General features: G+C 46.8%; 16 protein-coding genes. 13 read left to right on the top strand and 3 right to left on the bottom strand.

All coding sequences use genetic code 11. The features are described from left to right. The first annotated feature begins 35 nt into the window (after window positions 1-35). The 11 genes from KCV26_07000 (at window position 36) to KCV26_06950 (ending at window position 10,280) form a co-directional block, all read left to right on the top strand. The gene (locus KCV26_07000) at window positions 36-218 is read left to right on the top strand and encodes a hypothetical protein (protein ID WZX38111.1); all 183 of its coding nucleotides are present in this window, start codon (window positions 36-38) and stop codon (window positions 216-218) included. A gap of 61 nt (window positions 219-279) precedes the next feature. Further along, a complete protein-coding gene (locus KCV26_06995; protein WZX38110.1) occupies window positions 280-924 on the top strand; it encodes a hypothetical protein in 645 nt (214 codons plus the stop codon). A 72-nt stretch (window positions 925-996) separates the two neighbouring features. After that, window positions 997-1,584, top strand: coding sequence for a TetR/AcrR family transcriptional regulator (locus tag KCV26_06990; GenBank protein ID WZX38109.1), 588 nt, complete (start codon window positions 997-999; stop codon window positions 1,582-1,584). Window positions 1,585-1,621: 37 nt separating this feature from the next. Further along, window positions 1,622-2,902: a TolC family protein gene (locus KCV26_06985; protein ID WZX38108.1), complete on the top strand. Its 1,281-nt coding sequence runs from the start codon at window positions 1,622-1,624 to the stop codon at window positions 2,900-2,902. 226 nt (window positions 2,903-3,128) lie between these two features. Then, window positions 3,129-4,025, top strand: a complete 897-nt coding sequence (locus KCV26_06980; protein WZX38107.1) for an efflux RND transporter periplasmic adaptor subunit — start codon at window positions 3,129-3,131, stop codon at window positions 4,023-4,025. 12 nt (window positions 4,026-4,037) lie between these two features. After that, complete coding sequence (locus KCV26_06975) at window positions 4,038-4,943, top strand: ABC transporter ATP-binding protein (GenBank protein ID WZX38106.1); 906 nt, start codon at window positions 4,038-4,040, stop codon at window positions 4,941-4,943. A gap of 3 nt (window positions 4,944-4,946) precedes the next feature. Beyond that, window positions 4,947-5,687 (top strand): ABC transporter ATP-binding protein, encoded by a 741-nt coding sequence (locus KCV26_06970; protein WZX38105.1) that lies wholly within the window; start codon window positions 4,947-4,949, stop codon window positions 5,685-5,687. Next, on the top strand, window positions 5,687-6,793 hold the full coding sequence (locus tag KCV26_06965) for an ABC transporter permease (protein ID WZX38104.1): 1,107 nt from the start codon (window positions 5,687-5,689) through the stop codon (window positions 6,791-6,793). The genes KCV26_06970 and KCV26_06965 overlap by 1 nt, the downstream gene beginning before the upstream one ends. 14 nt (window positions 6,794-6,807) lie before the next feature. After that, on the top strand, window positions 6,808-7,944 hold the full coding sequence (locus KCV26_06960; protein ID WZX38103.1) for an ABC transporter permease: 1,137 nt from the start codon (window positions 6,808-6,810) through the stop codon (window positions 7,942-7,944). A 5-nt stretch (window positions 7,945-7,949) separates the two neighbouring features. Then, window positions 7,950-9,377 carry a DUF3943 domain-containing protein gene (locus tag KCV26_06955; GenBank protein ID WZX38102.1) on the top strand — a complete coding sequence of 476 codons (1,428 nt, stop codon included), beginning with the start codon at window positions 7,950-7,952 and terminating at the stop codon, window positions 9,375-9,377. A 12-nt stretch (window positions 9,378-9,389) separates the two neighbouring features. Next, window positions 9,390-10,280, top strand: coding sequence for a phospholipase A (locus KCV26_06950; protein WZX38101.1), 891 nt, complete (start codon window positions 9,390-9,392; stop codon window positions 10,278-10,280). 19 nt (window positions 10,281-10,299) lie between these two features. Here KCV26_06950 and KCV26_06945 read toward each other — a convergent pair whose 3' ends face one another. From KCV26_06945 to KCV26_06935, 3 genes are read right to left on the bottom strand one after another with little or no spacing between them, the layout of a single operon-like run. Beyond that, a complete protein-coding gene (locus KCV26_06945; GenBank protein WZX38100.1) occupies window positions 10,300-11,175 on the bottom strand; it encodes a YitT family protein in 876 nt (291 codons plus the stop codon). A gap of 45 nt (window positions 11,176-11,220) precedes the next feature. Continuing rightward, the gene (locus KCV26_06940; protein WZX38099.1) at window positions 11,221-13,974 is read right to left on the bottom strand and encodes a leucine--tRNA ligase; all 2,754 of its coding nucleotides are present in this window, start codon (window positions 13,972-13,974) and stop codon (window positions 11,221-11,223) included. A 51-nt stretch (window positions 13,975-14,025) separates the two neighbouring features. Next, window positions 14,026-15,831, bottom strand: a complete 1,806-nt coding sequence (locus KCV26_06935; protein ID WZX38098.1) for a long-chain fatty acid--CoA ligase — start codon at window positions 15,829-15,831, stop codon at window positions 14,026-14,028. Between the two features lie 207 nt (window positions 15,832-16,038). Here KCV26_06935 and KCV26_06930 point away from each other — a divergent pair, with 207 nt between their 5' ends. Together KCV26_06930 and sulP are read left to right on the top strand one after the other, a co-directional pair. Beyond that, the gene (locus tag KCV26_06930) at window positions 16,039-16,674 is read left to right on the top strand and encodes a DUF4294 domain-containing protein (GenBank protein WZX38097.1); all 636 of its coding nucleotides are present in this window, start codon (window positions 16,039-16,041) and stop codon (window positions 16,672-16,674) included. A 69-nt stretch (window positions 16,675-16,743) separates the two neighbouring features. After that, entirely contained in the window at window positions 16,744-18,474 is a 1,731-nt protein-coding gene (gene sulP / locus KCV26_06925; GenBank protein ID WZX38096.1) for a sulfate permease, read from the top strand. Window position 18,475: the final 1 nt, after the last annotated feature.

Here is an 18,475-nt window from a genome sequence, read left to right as displayed (position 1 = left end):
TTTGAATGTTGAAAATGGAGAAAAATAATCGGGATATGATTGAAAGGAAAGCATTCTTTATTTCCGGGGAGAGACTCACCCGTATTGAGCACAAAAAAACCGTGGTAATTTTTGACATGAGCCACGACAGGGTTGTTGGGGTGGCCGTAAAAACGGCCGTGGCGCTAAAAAATGACAGGCTATTCGATTCGCTGTATTTCTCCCCTCCGGTTTTCTGAAAACCGTTGAATACTGAATATAGCCGGAGGGTATCTTTGAACGTATGTAAAATAAAATGCAATGGACATCAAAATTCGACAAAGTATATTTCTGTTAAGCATCTTTTTATCCGGTACGCAGCTATCTGCCCAAACCGACGAGTGGAAAACCGCACTCAGTAAAAATGGCAAAATAACGGCGAAATACAATTTTTCGTCGCGCATAAATGAAGACGACGATAAAGTCCCTGTAGTAAAAACTATTACTACAACAACAGAAAGTATCGGCATTGACAACTGTATCGCATTAATGAAAAATATTGCAAAGCATAAAGATTTCCGCGGAGAAAAATCGAGTAAACTCATCAATAAAATCTCAGAAAATGAATGGTCCATCTATTATTACAACGATGGAATGCTGCTTACCCCGGCAGTGGATGGTTCCTACCGAATGATATTTGAAGAAGACAGGAAAAATAAAACGGCCACGTTTACTCTTACGGCAGACCCTACATTGATTGAAAAGACGGACATGGCCCGTTTGACCTATGCAAAAGAGATCTATTCATTTAAGGAGGTAGAAGGGAATCAATTGGAAATAACCATCAAAACTACGGTTTCGCCGGGATTTAAAGTGCCGTTTCTAATGATGAAGAAAGCATTTCCCAGAAAATCTTTTGAGCATATGGAAAAATTTCTCGAGGCTGCAAAAAAGGAGAAGCCCTGAACGCTGATTCTCTGCCAACCAGGAATAAAACAATTCTTTACTACTAAAAAAGGATGAACAATGATAGTAACAATGAACATTAAACCGAGGCAACTGGAAATTATCGAGGCAACTGGGAAACTCCTCACAACTTCGGGTTTAAACGGCCTGACGATCAAGAACCTGGCTTTGGAGATGAATTTCTCCGAAAGTGCTATTTACAGGCATTTTTCAAGTAAGGAAGAAATCATCATCACTTTGTTGAAATACTTGAATGAAACTGTGAACAAGATTTTTAAAGAATCTTCCGCATCGGGAGATTTTGAAAAAGATTTTACGGCACTTTTCAGAAAACTGACCACTTATTTTATGGAGAACCCATTCTATGTAGTTGCTGTCTTTTCTGAAGGGCTGATGAATGAGAGTGCCCGGATTGGAGAGAGAATTCTTCAGCTGATGAATAATTTAACGAAACATGTACGAACCATTATAGGCGAAGGCCAGAAAAAAGGCCTTATAACCCGTTCGCTGACGTCGGAGCAGATCGTGGAGATTATCATTCCTGCCTTCAGGCATCAACTGTTCAGGTGGAAGATAAGCAATTTTGAATCGGACGTGGCACAGAGCATCGAATCTTTGGCAGGCTCACTGTTGCTGCTTCTGAAGGAGCGTACAGATTAAACGGATTACAACAATAAACAAATAAACAAATAAGAACATGAGATTAAAAATATTCCTCTTTTTTGCAGCATTGATCTGGCTGAACAGTTCGCTTGTATCGTCACAGGTTATCACACTGAGTGAGATTCAAAAGATGGCGGAAGCAAATTACCCGGCCATAGCGCGATACGACATCATTGAGAAAACAAAGGATTTCAGCATCGCGAATGCTAACCGGGGGTTTCTGCCGCAGGGCACAGTGAGTGCCCAGGCTACCTGGCAGTCCGATGTGACTTGGATAGATATGGAGATGCCGGAAGGGATACCGCCCCTCTATTTTCCAGTGCCCGACCAGGACCAGTACCGCGTGGTGGCAGAACTGAACCAGCTTATATGGGACGGAGGCAATATCTCAGCACAGAAAAAAAGTCTGAAAGCCGGTGCGGAAGTAGAAAAGAAGCAGTTGGACACAGAGGTTTACGCCCTGAGAGAGCGGGTAAATAATCTCTATTTCGGCATTCTGCTGATGAAGGGAAACCTGCAGCAACATGAGATCCTGGAAAATGAACTGCAGCGCAACTACGATAACGTGCAAACCTATGTGCAAAACGGCGTAGCTAACGACGTTGACTTGAGCACAGTAAAGGTAGAACAGCTGAAAGCAGGACAACAGCGGATTCAGTTGGAATCTACGTTAGATGCTTATATACGGATGTTATCCGTGCTCACCGGAGAACTGCTCGAAAAGAATACGACATTTGTAAAACCAAATCCCGAAGTAGAATTGATATCTCCCATCATCAATCGTCCCGAGTTAAAGATGTTCACCGCACAGGAGGAGGCCGCTGAATCGCAAAAATCGCTCCTGAAAGCCAAAAACATGCCAAAGTTGTCCGCCTTTGCACAGGGAGGTTACGGAAAACCGGGACTCAACATGTTCGACACCAAATTTTCCCCCTACTTTTTGGGAGGGATCCGCCTCTCATGGAACATTGGCAATCTATATACATACGGTAACGACAAGAAGAAGATCGATCTGCAAAAACAGTCGGTAAACACGCAAAAGGAGACTTTCCTGTATAATCTGAAAGTACAGATACCGCAGCAGCAGTTGGAGATTGAAAAATATAAAAAGACCATGCTGGACGATGACGAGATCATACGCCATCAAACGCTGATCCGTGAAGCTGCCGAGGTGAAAGTGGAAAACGGCACCATGACGGTATCCGACCTGATGAAGGAGGTCAATTCGGAAGAGGCGGTCAAGCAGGCGAAAACATTGCATGAAGTTCAATACCTCATGTCGATCTATTCACTGAAACATACAATAAATCAATAAAATGGAGGCTGTCTATATGTGACTAAATCATCGTCTGACGATATTTTGAGACCCATTCTCGCTCATGTCAACTAAAAGAGTAGAAACTCGCTTCGCTCAAACAACTACTCTTTTTTACGTTTATCGCGAGCTATGGGTACCCCGTAAAATAGCTAAAAGGTCTCTGTTTTAGTCGCATAAGCTATCTGAGGATATCTACTAAAATTCAATAAAACAACATTAAACGATGAAACTATTTAGATTACTAACAACATTATCCGCCTTGTTCCTGCTCTTTTCATGCAGCAACGGCAAAGGCGACTATGACGCTACCGGATCGTTTGAAGCAACGGAAATTATCGTCTCATCACAGGCGAATGGACGCATTTTAGAGCTGGGGCTGAATGAGGGAGATCAGCTGGAACAAGGGCAAGAAGTGGGACTCATCGACAGCACCCAGCTCTATCTGCAAAAAATGTCCTTGCTCTCCAACGCGAAAGGTGTCCGTGCCCAGCAGCCCGATATAAAAGCGCAGACGGCAGCTTTACAGGAGCAAATCAAATCATTGGAGCGGGAAAAAGCACGGTTAGGGAGATTGGTTACCGCCAATGCCGCCAATCAGAAACAGCTGGACGACATTGACTCCCAATTGGAGGTTGTGAGGAGGCAGCTATCGGCGCTGACATCCACATTACAAAAAAGCAGTGATAATATTTCCGCACAAAGCTCCACGCTCGATATTCAGGTCGCACAACTGGAAGATCAACTGGACAAGACCCGTATCGTCAGCCCTATTTCGGGGACCGTACTCAACAGATATGCAGAGGCAGGTGAGCTGGCTACCATAGGTACTCCCCTATTCAAAATTGCCGATACCGGAATCCTATTCCTGAGGGCCTACGTGACAAATGATCAGCTGGCACAAATCAAACTGAACGGTGAGGTGACGGTACGGGTTGACGACGGGCACGGCGGAATGAAGTCATACAAGGGCCGGATCAACTGGATATCCGATAAATCGGAGTTTACTCCCAAGACCATTCAGACCAAGAATGAACGGGCTAACTTAGTGTATGCGCTGAAAATTGCCGTCCCGAACGATGGTTTCCTGAAGATCGGCATGTATGGAGAGGTTAAGCTTTAATTTGCAACAAAAATGATTGAAGTAAAGGATTTACATAAAAGTTACGGCAGGCAGGGTAAGGTGAATGCCCTGAACAGCATCTCTTTCACAGTAGATGACGGGGAGATATTCGGTGTAATCGGCCCGGACGGAGCCGGCAAATCATCACTCTTCCGGATCCTGGCATCACTGATCCTGCCCGATAGCGGTTCGGCAATAATGAATGGGCACGACGTGGTGAAGGATTACCGGAAGATACGACAGATTATCGGTTACATGCCGGGCCGGTTCTCACTCTATCAGGATCTGAGCGTGGAGGAGAACCTGGTATTTTTCGCCACGCTCTTCAATACAACCGTAGAAGAGAACTACCACCTGATCAAAGATATTTACCAACAAATCGAGCCCTTTAAAAAACGGCGTGCCGGAGCGCTCTCGGGCGGAATGAAACAGAAGCTGGCCCTTAGCTGCGCACTGATCCATAAACCGGAGATCCTGATCCTGGACGAGCCTACCACAGGGGTAGACCCGGTCTCAAGAAAGGAGTTCTGGGATATGCTGGGTCGGCTGAAGGAGCAGGGGATCACCATTCTGGTGTCGACAGCATATATGGATGAAGCGAGCCGTTGCGACAGGATAGCGCTGATCCGTGAAGGGGAATTTATTGCAAACGACACCCCACAAGGAATCATTGATGATTATCCGGAGATACTCTGGGCAGTGGAAGGAACCGGCATGTCGGCACTGCTCGGTGAGCTGCGCGCTCATGATAAGGTAAAGAGCAGTTTCGCGTTTGGCGACAAGATTCACATCACCGTAGAAAAAAGCCTGCAGACGGAAGAGTTGAAGCGATACCTGGCGAACAAAAAATTCAACGACGTACGTATCGCTCCCATAGCGCCCACTGTGGAGGATTGTTTTATGGCATTGACAAGTTAGGACATGAGCAAAAAAGTTATCGAGGTATTCAACCTGACAAAAAAGTTTGGCAATTTCACGGCCGTGGACCGCATCTCTTTTGATGTGAAGGAAGGTGAGATTTTTGGTTTTCTGGGTGCCAACGGCGCGGGTAAAACCACTGCCATGCAAATGCTTTGCGGTATCAGCATGCCGACGGCAGGAGAAGGAACCGTAGCTGGTTATGATATCATTAAAGAAAATGAACGGATTAAACGGAATATAGGATACATGAGCCAGAAATTCTCCCTGTACGAAGACCTGAAAGTTTGGGAGAATATCCGCCTGTTCGGGGGTATCTACGGGTTATCTGATAAAACAATTGCGGAAAAGACGAACGAGTTGTTGAAGCAATTGGATTTTGAACAGGAGCGCAACACCCTGGTGAAATACCTCCCGTTGGGATGGAAACAAAAACTGGCTTTTTCCGTGGCCATCTTTCATGAGCCCAGGATTGTCTTTCTGGATGAACCTACGGGCGGAGTTGACCCGGCCATGCGTCGGCAGTTCTGGGAGATGATCTACGATGCGGCCGACCGGGGGATCACCGTTTTTGTAACCACGCACTACATGGACGAAGCTGAATACTGCAACAGGGTATCGATCATGGTGGATGGCCGTATCGACGCCTTGGACACACCGGCCGAGTTACGCCGCAGGTTCAGCGCCGACTCCATGGATGAGGTATTTCGACAATTGGCACGTAAAGCAAAGAGGGGGGACTAATGAAACAATTTATAGCATTTGTAAAAAAAGAGTTCCGGCATATCATCCGGGACAACAGGACCTTGCTGATAATCCTGGGGATGCCTGTAGTGGAAGTTCTGTTGTTCGGCTTTGCCGTAAACATGGAGGTACAGAACATTCGTGTGGCCGTCTACGACCCCACTCCCGATGCTTTCACCACGGGCATCGCGGAACGGATACGGCAGAACTCCTACTTCAATTATCGGGGAAGCGTTCAAACCATGGATGAAATGGAAGAGTCGATGCGGAAAGGTGAGCTCGATCTGGCAGTGGTCTTTCAGCAAAACTTCCAGAAGGAGTTGGTGCACTCGGGAGAAGCTGACGTACAACTGCTTTCCAACAGTTCCGACCCAAACCGGGGCTCCATCGCGGCAACCTATGCCACGGCTATCATAGCGGGATTTCAACGGGAACAAACCGACTTGATACAGATACCGTTTCAGATCCAGACTGAGAATCGGATGATCTACAATCCGCTGATGAAATCATCCTATATGTTTGTACCGGGCATCATGGGGTTGGTACTGATGATCATTTGCACCATCATGACCTCGGTGTCAATCGTCCGTGAAAAAGAGAGAGGGACCATGGAGGTACTCCTCGCATCTCCGTTGAAACAGGGAACCATGATCTTCGCAAAGACCATTCCCTATATGGTGATCTCTTTTATCGACTTTGTCATTATTCTGCTTCTGAGCTATTTTGTGCTGGACGTGCCTGTCAACGGCAGCCTCCTGTTGCTGTTTTTCGTTGCTATCCTCTACATAACCCTAACTTTGTCATATGGATTGACCGTTTCCACACTGGTAGACAAACAGGTCAATGCGGTCATCTTCTCGGCTATCACCGCCATGATTCCCGTGCTTATGCTATCAGGGATGATCTTCCCGGTAGATAACATGCCCGGGGCATTGCAGGCACTGTCGGCCATAGTACCAGCACGTTGGTTTATTGAAGCCGTGAGAAAAGTGATGATCCAGGGACTGGGAATGACCATAGCCTGGAAAGAAATGCTCGTATTAGCGGGAATGACGCTGTTCCTGCTGGGAGTTACCATTATGAAGACTAAAAAGAGGCTGGAGTAAAAAATAGAATCCGAATGAAGACATTAAAATTCCTCATAGAAAAAGAATTTAAACAGATGTTCAGGAATCCATTGATTCCAAGGCTTATCGTGTTGTTTCCCATCATGGTGTTGCTGGTTTTCCCGTGGGCAGTAAGTTTTGAGATAAAAAACATCCGCGTGGATGTGGTTGATCACAGCAAAAGCGTCTATTCCAAAAGACTAACCGACAAAATAGCTGCTTCACAGTACTTTATTTTGCACGACACCCCACCCGATTACAATGCGGCGATGCTGAATATGGAAAACGACGAAACCGATATGATCCTGGAGATACCCGCTTCGTTTGATGTGGATCTGGTGAAAAGAAGAGAGTCGGGCGTAGGGGTTGCTGTGAACTCGGTAAACGGGACTCAAGGGCTGTTGGGCAGCAATTATGTCATGCAAATCGTGAACGATTTTTCGTCGGAGCTGCGTGGGGAATTAACGCAGACACTGCCGCCCCAATCACGGGTGTCCCTCATGCGCCTGAAAAAGATGAATATTGTCCCGCAGTACAAGTACAACCCTGCACTGGATTACAAAAAATTTATGATTCCGGGCTTTATGGTGCTGCTGCTTACGATTCTGTGTGGCATTTTGCCGGCACTCAATATTGTAATAGAAAAAGAGAACGGCACCATTAACCAGATCAACGTGACGCCGATAAGCAAGATGAACTTCATCCTTGCCAAGCTCATACCTTATTGGGCCGTCGGCCTTGTTGTGATGATTATCTCCATTACCCTGTCGTTCCTGATCTACGGCTTATGGCCCGGCGGGGGTGTGGTGGCAGTGCTTATTTCGGCCATTGTCTTCATCCTCTCCGTGTCGGGCCTGGGAATCATCATTTCCAACTATTCGGAGACCATGCAACAGGCCAGTTTCCTGGTGATGTTCTTTATCCTGATCCTGGTCCTGCTGGGAGGCATGTTCACCCCGGTCTCAAGCATGCCCGCATGGGCTCAGGCAATCGCGGCCATCAACCCTTTCAACTACCTGACGACAGCCTTCCGAATGCTTTACCTGAACGGCAGCAGCCTGGCTGATGTCTCCGGGAACCTGCTGGCATTGGGAGCAATAGCCGTAGTATTGAATGGATGGGCAGTATTCAGTTATAAAAAGAGAGGATAACGTGGGTGTATAGATCGATACTGACATATTGCGTGTTGCTGGTCCTACCACTTTACGGGCAGGGCAGGACAGACAGCGTTGCCGAGAAAAACAGGGGCAAGTCTGTCTCTATCAACGTAGGTTTGAACATGGTGATGAGAGGGTTTAACCGGATCATCCTAAAGGATGAATACGCCCAGATCAATTTAAGGTCGATGCGGACCAATTTAAAGACATGGCCTGTATGGGATACAAACAGGTTCTCCACAAACTTTATCGGACATCCCTACCACGGGTCAATGTATTTCAACAGTGCACGGACGAACGGGTTGGGGTTTTATCAATCTTCCGTTGTCAGTATGGCCGGCAGCCTGATGTGGGAATACCTGATGGAGACAAAACCGCCCTCTCAAAACGACCTGTGGGCTACAACGATCGGCGGAACGGCCCTGGGAGAGACCCTGTTCCGGTTCTCCGATCTGGTATTGGATAATCGGACAACGGGGCTGGAGCGTGTGGGCAGGGAGCTTCTTGCCGGCATCCTGGCCCCTACCCGGCTCATCACCCGGCTGACCACGGGTGAGGCGTGGAGAACAGGACAATCTAGAGGGAACCTTCTCCACGTGCCTTCTTACTGGCTGAAACTGTATTTCGGAGAAACGGTGACAGGCACTGCCGGCAGTAACCCGAGCATGTGGAGATCTGTTCTGGGGATTGAGCTGCTCTACGGCGAGCTGTTTGAAACTGTTGCCGGAAACCCGTATGACTGGTTCCGGCTGACGGGAGAAATCCGTGCAGGTAACAACTACCTCCACCTGTCGCAAGCCAATACCCTCGGGCTTATGCTCAACAAGGAACTGCTTCACAACAACGGGACACGGGTAACCGCAGGTTTGTTCCAACATTTCAACTACTACGACCTAAACGGGAGAACAAACAATAATACGGCACCGGTTTATATCTCCGAAGCAGCGGCAATTGGCCCGGGAATAATCGTTCAGAAGAAAAAGGACAAAAGCACAGTACAATTCGCGGTTCATTTAAGCGGGATTATCCTGGGAGCAAGCACCTCAGATCATTTTAAGCTCGAAGACAGGGATTATAATTTCGGGAGTGGCTTTAGCCTGAAATTGAGCAGTTCCTTACAGTTTAAACAGAGGCTGACGATCTCTTTATTCTCTGAGGATTATTTTCTTTTCTCGTGGAAAGGTGTGGATGACTACGAAGTACTGAAACAGTTGACAATAAATGAAATTGATTTCCTCAACGTACAAGGCGATAAAAGCAGCACCATGCTGAATTTACTGGGATTAACCATGAAATACAGCCTGAACAAAAGGGTTCATGTAGTGCTTAGGGCCCGGAGTTTCAACAGGAACACCTTGTATACGTATTTTTCCAGTGTGAAGCACAGCTTAAATGAACTTTTTTTTGGAATGGGCGTGAATGTTTGATCAATTTAAATCATGATGGTAACGAAAAATTTGTTATCCGCCACGCTGGCATTGTTTTTATTTATTCCTGAAATAAATGCTCAGTTAGAAGCAAGCCGTACCGATTCGACAACATGGCCGATTAAGAGCCTTACGCAAGACAGGCAGGATCTGGCCATGACAGAAGATGAAATCATCAGCTATATGGACGAATTGCCTCCCTTTTCCATCTATAAGGACAATTATTTTATCACCGGCATCCCTTTAAACCGAAGTATCGACAGGGAGAGTGCCGACGCCAAATTTCAACTTAGCGTCAGGCACAGGCTTACTTCAAGCAGGTTGCCCTTCAACTCTTTTCTCTACCTTACTTACACACAAAAATCATTTTGGGATATCTACCGGGAGTCTGCCCCATTCAAAGACAGTAATTACAACCCGGGGATCGGACTGGGAAGGTACATCATCGTTGACAACCGTCTTACGGGAGCAATATTTCTGCAGTTGGAACATGAGTCCAACGGCCGTGACAGTCTTGAGTCGAGAAGCATCAACTGGATAGGCCTCTCCGGGAAATATTTTTTCACCTCCAACCTCGCGGCCAGTTTCAAAATAACAGTCCCTTTCATGACGGGAGAAGACAACAGCGATTTATACGATTACAGGGGAACAGGATATTTCACTGCAGACTACAAAACCTCGGACAACCAATGGTGGCTCTCGGGCACCTATAGCCTCCGGAAGAGCGTAAAAGCCATAAACCTGAAATTCACCGCCGGCTACAAAATCTCAGAGAAGTTCAATCAATATATTTTCGGTGAACTATACAGCGGAACCGGCGATAGCCTGCTCGAATACAAACGGAAAGATGTGCAACTGCGCGTAGGGATTTGTATCAAGCCCGATTTTTACAATGTGTTTTAATGAGAGTATCCCGTGGAAATCATTTGATCTGATCGAACCCTTTTCCGTATACCCCGACCACATTGCTTTGCGAGATAAAAGCATCTTTATCGATACGTTTTACCAATCGGAAAATAGGTGTCGATTCCGTTTTCCGGGCCAAGACGACGAGTACTTTTTGCGGCTGTTTCGAATACCATCCCGTTCCGTCGATAACGGTGCATCCCCTGTGGAGCTCGGCGTTGATGTGCGAAGCAATTTCCTCGTATTTTGAAGAGAAGATCAGGAACTGCACCGACTGCCTTGCTCCACTGATAACCATATCCACCACGTAGTAAAGGACGGCAATGATGATAAGCCCGTAGATAATTTTCTCGAGGCTCTGAAACAGGAACCACGAGCTGAGAATGATCACCACGTCCACATACATCAATCCGCGGCCCATACTGATATAACGGTATTTGGTGATAATGGCGCCCACGATATCCGTACCGCCCGTTGTACTGTTCATCGAATAGACCAGTCCAAGCCCGGCACCGCAGCAGATTGCGCCTATGATACTCGCCATGAGTGGATCTGCGCTGGGGAGTAGCGAATGTGTCAGGTATTTCTCAGCGATACCGATAATGAAGGTCAGCCCGAATGCGCCGAAAAGTGTTTTAAACACAAAACCACGCCCCAATATAAACCACGCGATGATCAACAAGATACAATTGATAACCAGAATGGAAAACCACACGGGGACGCCGGTTGAGTAGTTGATGAGCAAAGAGACACCAGCCAGTCCACCGGTAACGATCTTGTTGGGAATCAGGAAACCGGCCAGTCCGATGGCGTAGAGAACCAGCCCGATTACGACCAACAGGTAATCGCGCCATTCAAATGCTTTAAGGTATTTTTTTGCAGGAAGGTTCATTGACATTCAATGTTTTAGTCCTGAATTTATAAATGGCTATAAGCGTCAGACAACGATATTTACAATTTTCCGCGGCACAATGATCACTTTTCTCGGTGATTTTCCGTCCAGCCATTTCTGTGAATAAGGATGTTCCAGCACCGTTTTTTCAATTTCAGCGTTGGATACATCGGCCGGAAATTCCAGCACAAAGCGTGACTTTCCGTTAAATGAGATGGCGTAAGAGAACACGTTCTCCTTTAAATATTCTTCGTTAAGTTCGGGAAATTTTGCGTCGCAAATGGTCTGTTCATTTCCCAACTTGTGCCACAACTCTTCGGCAATGTGCGGAGCGAAAGGAGCCAGGCAGACCAATAAATCGCTGAGGATGGCTTTTTTATTGCATTTTAGCTGAGACAGTTCGTTGACGCAAATCATAAACGCCGACACGGATGTGTTGAACGAGAAATTCTCAATATCAAACGACACTTTCTTGATGAGTTTATGCAACGATTTCAATTCCTCTTTTGTTGGGTCTTCGTCAGAAACCAAAAACTCCCCGTTGGTGTGAAACAAGTTCCAAAGCCTGCGCAAAAAACGGTGTACACCGTCGATGCCGTTCGTATCCCACGGTTTGGAAAGCTCCAGAGGCCCCAGGAACATCTCGTACAACCGAAGCGTATCTGCGCCGTAGTTTTCCACAATCACATCGGGATTCACCACGTTAAACATCGATTTCGACATCTTTTCGACGGCCCACCCGCAAATGTACTTCCCGTCTTCCAAAATAAATTCAGCGTTCTTATACTCGGGGTTCCAGTTGCGAAAAGCCTCCACGTCCAGAACATCGTTATGAACAATGTTTACATCCACGTGTATGGGCGTGACATCGTACTGATCTTTAAGGTTCAGCGAGACAAATGTGTTGGTCTCCTTAATCCGGTACACAAAATTGCTTCGTCCCTGGATCATACCCTGATTAACGAGTTTCCGGAACGGCTCCTGCTCGCAAGAGACGCCCAGGTCGAACAGGAATTTATTCCAGAACCGGCTATAAATCAAGTGTCCCGTCGCATGTTCCGTCCCACCGATATAGAGGTCTACGCTTCTCCAATAGTTGTTAGCCTCTGTCGACACCAATGCCTGGCCGTTTCGCGGATCCATGTACCGCAAGTAGTAGGCCGATGAGCCTGCAAATCCGGGCATCGTACTCAACTCCAACGGATACCCCTCCCTTGTCTGCCAGTTCCTGGCACGGCCAAGCGGGGGTTCTCCCGATTCTGTAGGGAGGTATTTATCCACTTCGGGCAGTTCGAGCGGGAGTTCGCCCTCATCCAGCGTGTAGGGCATCCCGTCTTTGTAATAAACGGGGAACGGTTCGCCCCAATAACGTTGACGCGAGAAAATGGCATCCCTCAACCGGAAGTTCACTTTCCGGAAACCCAGGTTGCGCTCTTCCACCTCCTCAATGGCTTTAACAATCGCCTCTTTTACCGGAAGCCCGTTTAAAAAACCGGAATTCATCAGGATACCTTCCTTGGCATCGAAACTCTCTTCCGATATATCGCAGCCCTCGATCAAGGGAACAATGGACAAGTTAAAATGTTTGGCGAAAGCGTAGTCGCGGCTGTCGTGAGCGGGAACAGCCATAATCGCTCCGGTTCCGTAACCGGCCAACACGTAATCCGAAATCCAGATTGGTAAAAGATCTCCGGTAAACGGATGTAATGCATAGGATCCGGAAAAAACACCGCTGACCGATTTGTCGGCAATGCGCTCCCGCTCCGTGCGTTTTTTTGTTTTCAGTATGTATGCATCTACAGCGTTGCGCTGTTCGGGGGTGGTGAGTTGTTCAACCAGTTCACTTTCCGGTGCAAGCACCATGAAGGTGACACCGAAAATAGTATCGGCCCGGGTGGTAAAAATATCGAAGGAGATACCGCCGGGTGTTTTAAATTTCATGACTGCTCCAACAGAACGCCCAATCCAGTTCCGCTGTGTTTCTTTCAACGAGTCTGTCCAATCCACATCATCGAGCCCGTCCAGTAACCGTTGCGCGTAGGCGGATACACGCAGACACCACTGACGCATCTTCTTCTGCTCAACCGGATATCCTCCGCGGATAGACAGCCCTTCGCTCACTTCATCATTGGCCAGCACCGTTCCCAACTGCGGGCACCAGTTTACCAGGGTATCGCCCAGGTAGGCGATGCGGTAATTCATCAGGATTTCCTGTTGCTCTTTTTCGGTTTTGGCATTCCACTCATCAGCGGTGAAGCTCATCGGCTCTGTACAAGCCAGGTCCAACCCGGTAGTGCCTTGTTGTGAAAAGACCTCGATCAGTTCATCCACCGGCCTTGCTTGTTGTGCCTGGTTGCAGTAGTAGGAACGGAACATTTTTACAAATGCCCATTGCGTCCATTTATAATATTCAGGATCGCAGGTTTGCACCTCGCGGCTCCAATCGTAAGAAAATCCTATTTTGTCCAACTGCTCGCGGTAGCGGGCAATGTTGTTTTTGGTAGTGATGGCCGGATGCTGGCCGGTTTGGATAGCATATTGTTCCGCAGGAAGGCCATATGCGTCGTAGCCCATAGGGTGAAGCACGTTGAATCCCTGCAGCCGTTTATACCTCGAATAAATATCGGAAGCGATATAACCTAGCGGATGCCCCACGTGCAACCCGGCTCCCGAGGGGTACGGGAACATATCCAGCACATAAAACTTGGGTTTGGTTGTATCTTCTGTTACCCGGTATACCTCACGGTCGGCCCAATACTGCTGCCACCGTTTTTCTATTTCCCCAAAATTATATTCCATTTTTTCACTTTTAAAAAACGGTGCAAAGATAATGATTTTCCCGCCTAAAAGCTATTCTGCGTACATTTTCTCAATCTCAGCGGCATAACGCTGGAGTACAATTTTTCTTCTCAGCTTTAACGTATTGGTCAGTTCGCCCGATTCCATCGTAAAAGGATGGGGCAGCAACGTTATTTTTTTGATTTTTTCATAGGAGGTGAACTGAGCCTGTAGTAGTTCGATCCGGCCAAACATATAATCGTGAATCTCTTTATTTTCCACCAGTTCTTCGTTTGACCCGCAGGGAATCTGATGCTCGAGGGCGTATTGTTTCAGATGTCCGAAGTCCGGAACAATCAACGCGCTTACAAATTTTCGTTCGTCGCCAATTACGGCAATCTGATCGATAAACTTATCCTCGGTCATCCGGGTCTCAATCATCTGTGGAGCAATATATTTCCCGTTTGAGGTTTTGTAAAGGTCTTTTATTCTTTCGGTCAGGATAATCTCGTTGTTCCCGGTCAGCCTTCCCGCATCACCGGTCCTGAAAAAACCGTCTTCCGTGAATACCGCGGCCGTCTCAACGGGTTTTTTGTAATACCCCTTCATCACCGTCTTGCCTTTCACCAGGATCTCGTCGTTTGTCCCGATCTTCACCTCCACCTCGGGCATGACCTTGCCAACAGTTCCAATTGTGAACCCTTTTTCCAGAAAACAACTAACCGTCGCGGTCGTCTCGGAGAGGCCGTAGCCGTATATCAGATGCACATCGATCGATTGCATGAACTCGTTAATCTTATCCGATAGAGGAGCTCCTGCCACGGGGAAAAAGTTTCCCCGGTCGATACCCACCACCTTCTTGATCAGGTAAAAGATAGTTAGTTTATAGAGGAAGAATTTGAGCGCAACACCGAACGGTGCCCTTTTCCCCTGATTTTTATATACGAGATTGTGCTTTCTACCCGTCCTGACACTATCTTCAAACAACCATTTCAAAGCACCGCTTGAAGTTTCGATCTTTTGCTGAATGCCATCGTACACTTTTTCCCAAAAGCGGGGAACGTTGCTCATCAGAGTGGGACGTATCTGCCTAAGGGTTTGCTGAATTTGGGTAGGATCCCTGTTTACGGCAACAAGTATTCCCTTGTGGAGGCAATAATAGGTCCACGCTTTTTCAAAGATATGCGTCAGCGGCAGAAAACACATCGAGACATCTTTCTCCGAGCACTGGGTTAGCCGCGCATCGTGGATCTTGAACGCCTGGATATAATTATCATGGGTGAGCATAACTCCTTTGGGCTCCCCGGTTGTTCCCGACGTATAAATGATGGTTGCCAGATCGGAACCTTTAAGTTGACGCAACCGGGCATTAACAAGCGCCAACGATTCGGAATTATCTCCGGTAGTGATAAAATCATCAAAATAGATGGACGTTTTATCTTCGGGTTTAAGCACCACATTCCTGTCAAAGACAATGATCTTTTTCAGGACCGGACTTTCCTGCTGTACTTTATATGCGTTGTTGTATTGGAACTGTTCACCTACAAAAATCACTTTTAGCCGAGCATCGTTTACGATGTATTCTACCTGCGATGGCGATGAGGTGGCATACATGGGCGCCATAACCGCGCGGTTGGCGTAGGCGGCAAAGTCGGTAATAAGGTATTTTGCCATATTCTGGGAATAAACCCCCACATTATCTTCGGGTTTGATCTGTAGTTCTGCCATGGCCTGAGCGGTTTTCATTATTTTTTCCGAAAACTCCTCCCACGACATTTGTGTCCATCGCCCATCTGATAATAAAAACTTCAACGAGGTTCTGTTTTTGTACTTTTGCGCCTGATGGTGAACCAGCTCTCCCAAGTGATAATAAGCCATAATTTCTGATTTTAGTTCTTCAAAGGTAATTCAAATTGAAGGAAATCGAGTAAAAAGCGATCTCTTTTTTGCCCGAGAAGGCCCTGGTTAAGCTGTTTTTTCCAAATTATTTACTTAACAATCTATAAACAGGATTGTTAATTAACTACACTTAACGTGATTTTAAGTACTCGAATAAAACAATAATGTTATTTTTGTCCCGGATTTATGATAAGATTTGTTCAAATATGGCTGCTCCTGACCGTGCCCCTTGCCTTCCAGGCCAAGGCGCAGGATTTCTTTGCCGACAACGCTTCTCCGGCAAAACAAAGGACGACCCTCTACCTGTTGCCCAATGTGTATCCGGCAGTGGTGATTGACGGCGACACGGTTGCCTGCATGAGCTTACACGATTTCATCAAGTATTCACCCTTACGTTTCGGCAGCAACAGGGAACAGTTACAATATACAAAACTGATCCGCGACGTAAAGAAAACCCTTCCCTATGCCAAAGAGATTGCCATGATCATTACCGAAACATACGAGTATATGGAAACCCTGCCCGATGATAAGGCACGACAGAGGCACCTGAACCAGATGGAAAAGTACCTGATGGAAGCCTATACCCCCAAAATGAAAAAATTGACCCGTTCACAAGGACAACTTTTGATGAAGCTGGTTGATCGGGAGACCAACTCATCGTCGTACCACATTATTGACGCCTACATGGGAAGTGCCAAGGCTTTTTTCTACAATGCGTTTGCAAGCATGTTCGGCAACAGCCTCAAAAAGAGGTACAACCCCTATGCCGAAGATCGCTTAACGGAACGCGCCTGCGTGCTTGTGGAACAGGGTGCTTTCTAAATTTTACACGTACAATTTCATTTTTATTCTTTAAATGGTTAATTTTGCAGCCAATTATTGAATATGCAGATGCAAAGAAACTTCCTGAAAGAATTTAAACCCATCCTTTTCTTATCGTTAAAAAACTACAACAAGGAGAAATTTATTTCCGATTTAATGGCAGGCCTTATCGTAGGAATTGTGGCATTGCCGCTGGCCATTGCTTTTGGAATCTCCTCCGGTGTTACACCGGAAAAAGGTATCGTAACGGCCATCATTGCCGGATTTATTATTTCGTTCCTCGGCGGAAGCCATGTACAAATTGGTGGCCCGACAGGTGCATTTATTGTTATTGTTTACGGAATTGTGGAACAGTTTGGCGTGACCGGGCTGGCAATAGCTACTGTTATTGCCGGAGCCATGCTGGTTTTAATGGGTGTTCTCAAGCTCGGGACTGTCATCAAGTTTATTCCCTACCCCATTGTCGTTGGATTCACCAGTGGTATTGCCCTTACTATTTTCTCCACGCAGATAAAAGACTTGTTTGGATTGAGCATAGCCAAGGTCCCTTCCGATTTCTTTACCAAATGGGAAGTATATTTTCAACATTTGGGAACCATCAATTGGTGGGCGACAGGCATTGGCGTGTTGAGTGTGACCATCATCTTTCTCACTCCAAAAATTTCCAGGAAAATACCCGGATCGCTGATAGCGATTGTTTTGATGACTGTTATCGTGTTCGTGATGAAGCACTATTTTGGAATTACCGGAATTGAAACCATCGGAGACAGGTTTCAGATAAACAGTCAACTGCCCCAGGCAAATCCTATCGGGTTCAATCTCGAAAGCATCCGCATGCTGTTTCCTTCAGCCTTTACCATTGCCATACTGGGGGCTATTGAATCCCTATTGTCTGCAACCGTTGCAGATGGCGTGATCGGTAAACGGCATAACTCGAACATGGAACTGGTTGCACAGGGAGTAGCCAACATCGTGACTCCGTTCTTTGGCGGGATCCCGGCTACCGGCGCCATTGCCCGGACAATGACCAACATCAACAACGGTGGGCGTTCTCCGGTGGCAGGGGTTATACATGCAGTGGTTCTGTTGCTGATTCTATTGTTTTTGGGTGATCTTACCAAACATATACCTATGGCCTGCCTTGCCGGAGTGCTGGTTGTGGTGGCATACAACATGAGCGAATGGCGCACGTTCCGCTCACTTGTCAAACAGTCTGGAGGAACGCTGGCCGTTTTACTGACGACGTTTATTCTAACGGTAATATTCGACCTGACCATCGCCATTGAAGTAGGGCTATTGCTTGCCATCTTCTTGTTTTTGAAGCGTATGAACGAAAGCACTCAAGTGTCGGTAACAACCGGAAAGATTGACATCTCAAAAGAGATTGAGTCTCATTCCGGGAACTTGCAGGACGAAGTCTTGCACCTGCCTAAAGGCGTGGAAGTGTATGAAATTGACGGGCCTTTTTTCTTTGGGGTAGCCAATAAGTTTGACGATGTTATGCGCGAAATTGGAGAAAGGGCACAGATCCGGATTATCCGGATGCGCAAGGTGCCGTTTATCGATGCTACGGGGCTGAACAACCTCCAAAATCTCTGCAAAAACTCCCGGAGAGAAAAAATTCAGGTTATTCTTTCGGGAGTGAATGACAATGTCAGGGCAAAAGTCGAAAACTCCAAAATACCGGATATTATCGGAGAAGAGAACATCTGTTCAAATATCCACCTGGCGGTGGACAGGGCGATCGTACTGAGCGAGAAGATGGGAGAAGAGAGACATAGGAAACATAAACTCTTTTAAC

The sequence above is a fragment of the Petrimonas sulfuriphila genome (assembly GCA_038561985.1).
GTDB classification, from domain to species: Bacteria; Bacteroidota; Bacteroidia; order Bacteroidales; family Dysgonomonadaceae; genus Petrimonas; species Petrimonas sulfuriphila.
The sequence above is the reverse complement of the archived record's forward strand: the minus strand, read 5'-3'. Positions and strand labels throughout refer to the sequence as shown.